General features: G+C 75.2%; 11 protein-coding genes. 6 read left to right on the top strand and 5 right to left on the bottom strand.

What is annotated here, in order from left to right; translation table 11 throughout:
• Positions 1 to 134: 134 nt before the first annotated feature.
• Both ACFV8H_RS17260 and ACFV8H_RS17255 read right to left on the bottom strand, forming a co-directional pair.
• Positions 135 to 320 carry a hypothetical protein gene (locus ACFV8H_RS17260; protein WP_380400559.1) on the bottom strand — a complete coding sequence of 62 codons (186 nt, stop codon included), beginning with the start codon at positions 318 to 320 and terminating at the stop codon, positions 135 to 137.
• A gap of 84 nt (positions 321 to 404) precedes the next feature.
• Complete coding sequence (locus ACFV8H_RS17255) at positions 405 to 1172, bottom strand: DUF6193 family natural product biosynthesis protein (RefSeq protein ID WP_380400557.1); 768 nt, start codon at positions 1170 to 1172, stop codon at positions 405 to 407.
• A gap of 124 nt (positions 1173 to 1296) precedes the next feature.
• Between ACFV8H_RS17255 and ACFV8H_RS17250 the strand changes: the two genes are divergently transcribed.
• Together ACFV8H_RS17250 and ACFV8H_RS17245 are read left to right on the top strand one after the other, a co-directional pair.
• Positions 1297 to 2214 (top strand): helix-turn-helix domain-containing protein, encoded by a 918-nt coding sequence (locus ACFV8H_RS17250; protein ID WP_380400555.1) that lies wholly within the window; start codon positions 1297 to 1299, stop codon positions 2212 to 2214.
• Positions 2201 to 3061 (top strand): oxidoreductase, encoded by an 861-nt coding sequence (locus ACFV8H_RS17245; protein ID WP_380400553.1) that lies wholly within the window; start codon positions 2201 to 2203, stop codon positions 3059 to 3061. The genes ACFV8H_RS17250 and ACFV8H_RS17245 overlap by 14 nt, the downstream gene beginning before the upstream one ends.
• Before the next feature lie 48 nt (positions 3062 to 3109).
• On the opposite strand, the gene ACFV8H_RS17240 is transcribed toward ACFV8H_RS17245, so the two are convergent.
• The gene (locus ACFV8H_RS17240) at positions 3110 to 4195 is read right to left on the bottom strand and encodes a hypothetical protein (RefSeq protein WP_380400551.1); all 1086 of its coding nucleotides are present in this window, start codon (positions 4193 to 4195) and stop codon (positions 3110 to 3112) included.
• A gap of 104 nt (positions 4196 to 4299) precedes the next feature.
• Between ACFV8H_RS17240 and ACFV8H_RS17235 the strand changes: the two genes are divergently transcribed.
• Both ACFV8H_RS17235 and ACFV8H_RS17230 read left to right on the top strand, forming a co-directional pair.
• Positions 4300 to 4731, top strand: a complete 432-nt coding sequence (locus tag ACFV8H_RS17235) for a hypothetical protein (RefSeq protein ID WP_380400549.1) — start codon at positions 4300 to 4302, stop codon at positions 4729 to 4731.
• A 186-nt stretch (positions 4732 to 4917) separates the two neighbouring features.
• Positions 4918 to 5541, top strand: coding sequence for a helix-turn-helix domain-containing protein (locus tag ACFV8H_RS17230; protein ID WP_380400547.1), 624 nt, complete (start codon positions 4918 to 4920; stop codon positions 5539 to 5541).
• Positions 5542 to 5600: 59 nt separating this feature from the next.
• Here ACFV8H_RS17230 and ACFV8H_RS17225 read toward each other — a convergent pair whose 3' ends face one another.
• Both ACFV8H_RS17225 and ACFV8H_RS17220 read right to left on the bottom strand, forming a co-directional pair.
• Positions 5601 to 5882 carry a hypothetical protein gene (locus ACFV8H_RS17225; protein ID WP_380400545.1) on the bottom strand — a complete coding sequence of 94 codons (282 nt, stop codon included), beginning with the start codon at positions 5880 to 5882 and terminating at the stop codon, positions 5601 to 5603.
• 110 nt (positions 5883 to 5992) lie between these two features.
• Positions 5993 to 7015 (bottom strand): LD-carboxypeptidase, encoded by a 1023-nt coding sequence (locus ACFV8H_RS17220; RefSeq protein ID WP_380400543.1) that lies wholly within the window; start codon positions 7013 to 7015, stop codon positions 5993 to 5995.
• A 107-nt stretch (positions 7016 to 7122) separates the two neighbouring features.
• Between ACFV8H_RS17220 and ACFV8H_RS17215 the strand changes: the two genes are divergently transcribed.
• Both ACFV8H_RS17215 and ACFV8H_RS17210 read left to right on the top strand, forming a co-directional pair.
• Positions 7123 to 7848: a class I SAM-dependent methyltransferase gene (locus ACFV8H_RS17215; protein ID WP_380400541.1), complete on the top strand. Its 726-nt coding sequence runs from the start codon at positions 7123 to 7125 to the stop codon at positions 7846 to 7848.
• A gap of 91 nt (positions 7849 to 7939) precedes the next feature.
• Positions 7940 to 8368, top strand: coding sequence for a nuclear transport factor 2 family protein (locus tag ACFV8H_RS17210; protein WP_380400539.1), 429 nt, complete (start codon positions 7940 to 7942; stop codon positions 8366 to 8368).
• Positions 8369 to 8508 lie beyond the last annotated feature (140 nt).

The raw sequence follows: 8508 nt of genomic DNA, 5'->3' as shown, positions 1-8508 counted from the left end.
ACACTCAACCAACCCCTTTGTTTTCACCCCCCCCCCCCCGGCCGAGTTGGGGGGCGGGCGGGGGAAACCGCGTCCGGGGGTGGCCCCCCCCCGCCCCCCGGTGCGGGCCTTCGCGACTGCCGCCCCGGCCGCCCTCAGCCGCCCCTGGGCGTCCAGTAGTCGACCAGCCGCGCGATGCCGACACCCAGGCGCTGCCAGGGGCCGGTGAAAGCGAGCACGGCGACGGCGGCCGTCGGGAAGCGCTCGCGCAGCCGGGCCGCCTGCGCCGGGTCGTCGGCCGCGGACCTGGCCGCAGCCGGCCGGGCGCTGGCCCTGATCACCGAGCGCGCGAACGCCGAACTGGCCCGCCGGGCCGGGTGAACGGCGGGCGGCGGGCGGCGGGCGGCGGGCGGCGGGTCAGGGGGTCAGGGGGTGAGGTCCGGGGGCAGGCCCTCCAGGATCACCGCGACGGCCGCCGCCGCGCCCTCCACCGTCCGCACCCGGCCGTCCGCGTGGGTCACCTCGTAGCGGCCGCGGCCCAGCGGCCTGGTCTGCGGCAGGTCCTGGCTGATCGGCGGGGTGGCGCGGCGGCTGAGGGTGAACCAGTACATGGCCCGCCCGGGCGAGAGCACCCGCAGCCTAGGCTCGGCGTGGGCGGCCACGGCGAGCCTGCGCCATTCGCCGGCCATCCCGCGGGCGGGGCTCTGCAGCCGGCCCTGCCAGCGCCGGGCGACGGCCTCCCGTTCGCCGCGCAGGTCGGCCGCGGCGAGGTCGCGGGTGCGCAGGAAGGGCCACCGGGCGGTGAGTTCGTCCACCCCGGCGCCCTGGACCCAGGAGCGCAGCACGTCGGCGGCCTCGGCCGGGTCCCGGGTGCTGCCCGTGGCCGCGCAGGCCTGGTAGCCCCAGCAGTCCACCGCGAGCACCCGGCCCCCGTCGCCACCGCCCTCGCCTTCGTGTTCCCCCTCGCCGTCGCCGTCGCCGCCGCGCAGCAGCGTGGCGTACGCGGTCCGCCCCTCGGCGCGCACCGTCGCGCCCAGCAGGCCGAGGCCCTGCGCCGCGGCCGGTTCGACGGCGAGGACGTGCCCCGCCCGCTCGGCCGCCGCCCGCAGGGCCTCGCACACCGAACCGGCCGCCGCCACCTCGGGGTGCAGTGCCGTCAACTCGCTCAGGGCGTCGTGGGGTTGTTCGGACATGCGGTCGATTGTGCCAGAACGGCCCGCCCGTACGCCCGCCCGTACGCCCGCCCGTACGGCCGGCCGAGCGGGTGGGTGTGCCAGGGCCACCTTCTTCGTGCCGCGTCCCCCTACGGTGGTGGCCATGCACACGAACCGGCTCAGCGAGTTCCTGCGGGCCCGGCGCGCACTGGTGCGTCCCGAGGACCACGGGATGCCTGCGGGGGCGCGCCGTACTCCCGGTCTGCGGCGCGAAGAAATCGCGGTCCTCGCCGGGGTGAGCACCGACTACTACGTGCGGCTGGAACAGGGACGCGAGAGCAATCCCTCGCCCCAGGTCCGGCGGGCCCTGGCAGCCGCCCTGCTGTTGAAGGGCGAGGAAGCCGCCTATCTGCGCGCCCTGGTCGACCCGCCGCAGCCCGGACGCCCCGAGCCCGCCCGGGAGTACGCGGGCCCGCAGCTGGTGGCCCTGCTGGACGCCTGGGCGGACACACCGGCCCTGGTCTACGGCCGGTACCTCGACCTGCTGGCCGTCAACTCCCTGGGCGAGGCACTGTTCTCCTGGCTCGGCGGCGACACCGGTCTGATCACGGCGATGTTCCTCAACCCGAACGCCCGGGACTTCTACCGTGACTGGTCCCTCGTCGCGCAGGGGTGCGTGGCGGCGCTGCGAGCCGCCAATCCCACCCCGGACGACCGGCGGCTGCGGGAGCTGGTCGGTGAACTGTCCGTGCGCAGCGCCGACTTCGCCCGCCTGTGGGCGCGCCACGAGGTACGGGCCAAGACGGCCTCGGCGAAGCGCTTCCGCCATCCGCTGGTCGGGGACCTCACCCTGGGCTTCGAGACCTTCTCCGTCAACAGCGCCCCCGGCCAGCACCTCGTCGTCTACCGCGCCGAACCCGGCAGCGCCGCCGAGCAGTCGCTGGCCCGGCTCGCCGGCTTCACCGGCGCCGGTCTCCGCGACGTCCCACACGACGTCCCACACGACATCCCACACGGCATCTCCCACGACACCGCACACGAGACTTCGAGCGAAGGGCACCTCCCGTATGACCTCCCCTGACGTGCCGGTCTGGTTCATCACCGGCTGCTCCTCCGGCCTGGGCCGGGCCCTGGCCGCCGCCGTACTGGAGCGCGGATGGCGGGCCGTGGTCACCGCCCGGGACCCCCGCAAGGTCGCCGACCTGATCCGCGGGCACGACGAACGCGCCCTCGTCCTGCCCCTGGACGTCACCGACTCCGGGCAGATCGCGACGGCGGTCGCCCAGGCGCAAACCGCCTTCGGAGGGATCGACGTCCTGGTCAACAACGCCGGTTACGGCTACCTCGCCGCCGTCGAGGAGGGCGAGGACGACGAGATCCGCGCCCTGTTCGACACCAACGTCTTCGGTCTGGCCGACACCACCAGAGCCGTTCTGCCGGGCATGCGCGCCCGGCGCGCCGGCCACATCGTCAACATCTCCTCGCTCGGCGGCCTGGTCGGCTTCGGCGCCACCGGGTACTACCACGCCACCAAGTTCGCCGTGGAGGGCCTCTCCGAGGCGCTCGCCGCCGAACTCGCGCCCCTGGGCATCAAGGTGACGATCGTCGAGCCCGCCGCGTTCCGCACCAACTGGTCCGGCCCCTCGATGCACCAGTCCGCCACCACCATCGAGGACTACGCCCCCACGGCGGGCGCACGACGCGCCGGCACCCTGGCCACCTACGGCCACCAGCCCGGGGACCCGGCACGCGCCGCCCGGGCCGTCATCGAGGCCGTCACGGCCGAACAGCCGCCGCTGCGCCTGCTCCTGGGCCAGGCCGCGTACGACATCGCCACCGCCAAGCTCGACTCCCTCAGGGCCGGCTTCGACGACTGGCGGGAGGTCACTCTCGGCGCCGACTTCCCCTCGGAGCAGGCCGCGACCTGACGGCCTCGCCGAGCGTCGCCGAGCGCCGCCGGGCGGTCCCGGCCGGCCCTACTGGATGCTCCAGCGGTGCGGGTGGGCGGGGTCGGCGGGGCAGGCGAAGACGTTGAGCTCGCCCCAGCGGCCCACGGTGACCCCGGTCGGGGTGCTGGAGGAGCGCGGGTCCCGCTCCTCCTCCAGCGGCTTCCAGCTGCCGGTGCCGCCGTCCCACTCCGAACTGTCGACGGTCAGCAGCAGGTGCATCGGCGCCGCGCAGGCCGGGCAGTCCATCGGGGCCGGGTCGGTGACGTGCCAGGAGGCGAAGCCGCCGGCCCGCCAGCCCGGCGGGATGGACAGGTCGTCCTGGTAGCCCAACGGCTCCTCACCGTCGCCCTCGCCGTCGCCGCACCCGTCCCCGTCCCCGTCCGCGCCCGCGCCCGCGCCCGCGCCCGCCGCCTGCTCGGCGGCCTCCTCCAGCGCCTCCTCCCAGGCGTCGATGCGCGCGCCCAGGTCCTCCGGGAGGAGGCCGGCGAACGGGTAGGTGGCCACCTGCTCGGGGTGCAGCACGCACGGCTGCGGCAGGTACCCCTCGTAGCCGACGACCTGCGGGCGCGGCGGGTCGGCCAGCACGTCGGCGACCTCCCAGGAGCGGCGCCAGCGCAGGTCCAGCAGCATGCCGGTGCGGCCGGGGCCGTGGGCGTCGAAGGGGCACCAGAAGACCTGGAGCAGGTCGCAGCCGTCCGGCCCGGCGGGCAGGTCGGGGATCTGCGCCCGGTAGAGCTGGGCGAGGCCGATCAGGGGCAGCGGGTCGGCCGCGGTGCCCCCTTCCTCGACGCGGTGGCGCCGTTCGAGTTCCTTGAGCAGCTGCCGTTCCTCGTCGGTGGGGCCGGTGGCCGGATCCCGGCGCCAGGCGGCGTCCAGGATCCGGCGCCGCTCGTGGATGTCGGCCGGCCGGTGGCCGCGCCGGTGGTTGTGGGGGTCGGTGCACACCGGCCAGGGTTCGTCCGAGGGCCACAGCAGCGGGCCGCCCACGGAGCTGACCGTCGCGTCGGGGCGCCCCGGGCGCGGGTGGAGGCGGGTGGTGGTGCCCCGGTGGGCCGTCAGCTCCGGGAAGAGCGCCTCGACGTCGAGCGGGCGCGGCGGTGTGGTCCTGGACATGCACGTGACCCTAGGCGGCCGCCGACCACCGTTGATCATCGCCCCCGCCCCGATCAGCGGGAATTCGCGTGCGCCCCGGCCCGGGCGCGTGCCATCCTCGGGCCGTGCCCTCCCGTAACCGCCGTCTGCCCAGCGGGCTGTCGTGGCCGCTCACCGCCACGGACGTCCGCGGCGCGCTCGGCGTGCTCGGCGCCGAGCGGGCGGACACCGTCCGCCTGGACTTCGACAGCCGCCCCTGGGGCGACGGGACCCTGCTGCACGTGGAGTGGATCCCGCCGGTGCGCTCCAACTACGGCATGGGCGGCTTCCACCCCGCCTGGTGGTCGACCGTACGGGTCGGCGTCTCCCCGCTGCCGGCCGCCGGACGCTCCACCGCCCGGCTCGCGTTGCGGCACGGCGCCCTGCCCGAACTCGCCGCCTGGATCGACGCCACCCGCACCGCGCCCGAGACGTGGACCTACTCCCGGCACAGCCGCCGCTGGCGCCTCGCGGGCACCGCCACCACCTTCCGCGACGACCTGCAACCGTGGCCCTGAGCGGCCGAGGCCGCCTCTCAATCTCGAACACCCGTACCCGGCACAGCAGTCGGCGCACCCGGATCCTCGGCCCGCCCACCGCCGGGCGACCACCGCCGAGCAGCCGGGAGCTGCGGCCGGCCGAGTTCACGGGCCGGCCGCCCGGTCGCGGGAGACTGCTCGGGCGACCGGTGGGAGAGTGTGGCCGTGGAGACTACCGACCGCCCGCTGACGGCGGACGTGATCGCGGCCCTGACGTACTGGCCCGGCGTCATCTGGGTCGGTCAGAAGCATCCTCCGGACCCGGTGGACGTGAGCGTCCTGCCGCCGTTCCTCAACGGGCTGCTGCGGGACCTTCCGTGGTGGAACCGCGACTGGAGGGTCGACCGCGTCGAGCCGGGAACCCCGGTGGAGACCGGGGACCACCGCCTCGATCCGGCCGTGCGGTTCGCCGAGGTGTCGGTCCCGGGAACGGTCGTCTCCGGAGACGGCGAGGGCCTGCCGTTCGTCGCGAAGGTCGGGTTCACGGGCGACCGGCTGGTCCGCTTCCAGGCCAAGGTGGGTGACGTGGTGATCGGCCCGGCCGTCTCCCCCGCCGGGCGGCCGGAGCCGCATCCGTTCGGACGGGTGCTCACCGGGCTGATGGCGCTGCGCGGGATTCCGGTCAAGGACGTGGCCGAGGGCGCCGGACTGTCGATGTCCACCGTCCAGATGCTCCGCCACGGCCACAACCCGGACCTGCCGCTGGTCCGCCGGATCGCCGAGGCCCTGGACATCTCCGAGGCGGACCTCAGGGTCATCGCCGGGCTCGACGACAGCGGTACGCGGTAGCCGACGGGCGGCGGCCCGAGGGACGGGCGGCCGGAGCCGCCACGGAAACGGAAACGGGGTCAGAGAACGAAGTAGCTGGTCCCGAAGGTCTCGACGGACTGCTCCGGGCCGACCTGGGCCGTCACCGGGCCCTGGCAGTTCGCGGCGGAGTGCACCAGGACCGTGGAGTTCGTGAAGTTCTCCACGAAGACCGGCGAGGTGGCCGGGTAGCAGCCGCGCTGCGGGTTCTCGTGGGGCACGCCGTTGACCACCAGGACGCCGGTGGCGGCCTGGGCGGGGACGGCGAGGGCGAGCATCCCGGCAGAGGCCAGCAGGACGAGGGCGAAGAACCGGCGACGCATGGGGCGATCCTCTCGTTTCGGGCACACCGCCACGAAGCGATGCTTCTGAGGAGGATCCTCCCGGCGCCGGAGCGGATACGGCAATCGCCCGAACCGGCGACGGAACAGGGCTAGTTGAGCGCCGCCCGGTCCGCCGGACGCGGATCCACGGCCGGTTCGAGCAGCGCCAAGGTGCGCCGCTGCGCGTCGAGGCCGGCGCGGATGCCCACCGGCATCGGCAGGTTGGGGCCGGCGTGCCCGAAGTCGACGTTGCCCAGGACCGGGATGTCACGCTCGCCCAGGACGTCGAGGACGATCTCGCGCAGGGTGGGGGACGCGTCGGGCTCCAGTCCGCCGATCTCGCGCGGAACACCCACGACCATGCCCGCGATCCGGTCCAGGACGCCGCTGTGCCGCAGCACTTGGAGGTAGCTCCACACGTGGGAGGCCAGGCCGCCCATCTCCTCCCAGAACAGCACCGCGCCGTCGAAGCGCTCCAGCGGCAGCGCGAACGGCGTCGCCTGCGCCAGCACGATACGGTTGATCACCCCGCCGATCAGCGGGCCCTCCGCGCGACCGGGACGCCAGCACTCCCACGACTCGCCGGCGGGCAGCGCGCCGATCACCCCGGTGCCGGTCAGCAACCCGGCGTAGAGCTCCTCCAGTTGCGCCTGCCGCGCCACGGGCGCGCACGGCCAGCTCCCGCCGAAGCCGGGGACGGCCATGTCGGCGTGGAAACCGACCAGGCCCGTGCGCGCGTGGAGCACCAGGTGCAGCAGCGAAATGTCGCTGTAGCCGAGGATCGGCTTCGGGTCGGCCCTGACCGCCTCGACGTCGATCAGGTCCAGGTAGCCGAGCACCGTCTGCCCGCCGTCGCTGGCGACGATCGCGCGCACCTCGGGGTCGCGCAGCAGGGCGTTGAGCTCTGCGGCGATCTCGGCCGGCGCGGCCGCGCTCCACCAGTGGTGGCGGCCCGCCGCGAGCAGCGGGGACCGGCGCACGCGGAATCCCATCCGCTCCAGCACCGCCACCGTCCGCTCGACGTTGGGCTCGTAGGCGGCCGGCAGCGGACCGGACAGCGCGGCGATGACGACGAGGTCCCCGGGCGCCAGGGCGCGCGGGCGCAGCAGTCGGGGGGTGGCGGAAGCGGTCATGGCGCCAGTGTCGCCGCCACGACCGGCCGGGTCACCCGGGTTTGCGCCGCCGGCGGGCGGGGGTTCGGGGGTTCGGGGGTTCGGGGACGGACCGTAAGGTGGTCGGCATGGCTGACGAGTGCTACGCGCATCCGCGGCTCGCCGCGGTCTACGACCCGCTGGACCCCGACCGCGGCGACCTGGACGCCTACGTGGGGATGGTGGAGGAGTTCGGCGCCCGCCGGGTGCTGGACCTCGGCTGCGGCACCGGGGTGTTCGCGCTGCTGCTGGCCGAACGCGGGATCGAGGTGGTCGGGGTGGATCCGGCAGCGGCCTCCGTCGAGGTGGCCCGGGCGAAGCCGGGGGCCGAGCGGGTACGCTGGATCCACGGGGACGCGGGTGAACTCCCGCCGCTGGATGTCGACTTGGCGACGATGACGGCCAACGTCGCCCAGGCGATCGCCGACCCGCCCGCCTGGCGGCGCACCCTGCGGGGGGCCTTCGGGGCACTGCGCCCGGGCGGGCGCCTGGTGTTCGAGACCCGGGATCCGGCGGCCCAGGCCTGGGAGGAGTGGACCCGGGAGCACTCCCACCGGGTGACGGAGGTCGCCGGGGTCGGGCCGGTGGAGCACTGGATCCAACTGATCGAGGTGGAATGGCCGTTGGTGTCGTTCCGCTCGACGTACGCGTTCGGCGCGGACGGGCAGGTGCTGACCTCGGACTCGACGCTGCGCTTCCGGGAGCGGGCCGAGGTGGAGGAGGACCTGGCCGGGGCGGGCTTCGTGCTGGAGGAGGTGCGCGGGGCGCCGGACCGGCCGGGGCGGGAGCTGGTGTTCGTGGCCCGCCGCCCGTGAACCCCGAGGACGCTCGACCCGAGGACACGCGGCCCGGGGGCACGTAACGGCGTTCACGCCGGGCGGCGGCGCCCGGGATAGCGTCCCGCCCATGACCCCCTCCCCCGCACACCGCGCGCATCCCGCGGACCCCGCCGATCCCGACGTCGCCCTCGTCCTGGCCGCCTACGCCGCCTACGCCCGGGGCGACATCGACGCCGCCGTCGCCGACCTGCACCCGGACGTGGCGTGGGTCGAGCCCGAGGAGCTCCCCAACGGGGGCGCGCACACGGGCCGGGACGCCGTGCACGCGTACCTGAGCGCCTCGTACGCGATGTGGTCCGAGCTGCACTCCGAGCCGACCGCGTACCGGCGCGGCGCGGACGTCGTGATCGTCCACCACGTGCACGGCACGCTGACGGACGGCGACGCACTGGACCTCACCGTCGCCGACGTGTTCACCCTCCACGACGGCCGGGTGGTCGCCATGCACGCCCACGCCGACCCGGCCGAGGTCCTGCGGGGCACCCCCTCCGAGTGATCTTGGTCGGGCGTCGACGCGGCGCCCGGCCGGGCGGGGCGGGCCGTCCGGTAGGCATGGGCGGGGCCGGGGGTTCCGCGGGCGCAGGATGCCCGCCGCCGGGACGGGCGCGGTGGGGTGAGAGGAGGCGCGAGAAAGTA

This window comes from Kitasatospora sp. NPDC059827 (assembly GCF_042731675.1).
Classification (GTDB): Bacteria; Actinomycetota; Actinomycetes; order Streptomycetales; family Streptomycetaceae; genus Kitasatospora.
The sequence above is the reverse complement of the archived record's forward strand: the minus strand, read 5'-3'. Positions and strand labels throughout refer to the sequence as shown.

Coding starts and splice junctions, on each gene's coding strand:
- ACFV8H_RS17210 (WP_380400539.1), top strand. CDS start 7,940: ATGACCCCCTCCCCCGCACACCGCGCGCATCCCGCGGACCCCGCCGAT.
- ACFV8H_RS17240 (WP_380400551.1), bottom strand. CDS start 4,195: ATGTCCAGGACCACACCGCCGCGCCCGCTCGACGTCGAGGCGCTCTTC.
- ACFV8H_RS17250 (WP_380400555.1), top strand. CDS start 1,297: ATGCACACGAACCGGCTCAGCGAGTTCCTGCGGGCCCGGCGCGCACTG.
- ACFV8H_RS17245 (WP_380400553.1), top strand. CDS start 2,201: ATGACCTCCCCTGACGTGCCGGTCTGGTTCATCACCGGCTGCTCCTCC.
- ACFV8H_RS17215 (WP_380400541.1), top strand. CDS start 7,123: ATGGCTGACGAGTGCTACGCGCATCCGCGGCTCGCCGCGGTCTACGAC.
- ACFV8H_RS17220 (WP_380400543.1), bottom strand. CDS start 7,015: ATGACCGCTTCCGCCACCCCCCGACTGCTGCGCCCGCGCGCCCTGGCG.
- ACFV8H_RS17255 (WP_380400557.1), bottom strand. CDS start 1,172: ATGTCCGAACAACCCCACGACGCCCTGAGCGAGTTGACGGCACTGCAC.
- ACFV8H_RS17225 (WP_380400545.1), bottom strand. CDS start 5,882: ATGCGTCGCCGGTTCTTCGCCCTCGTCCTGCTGGCCTCTGCCGGGATG.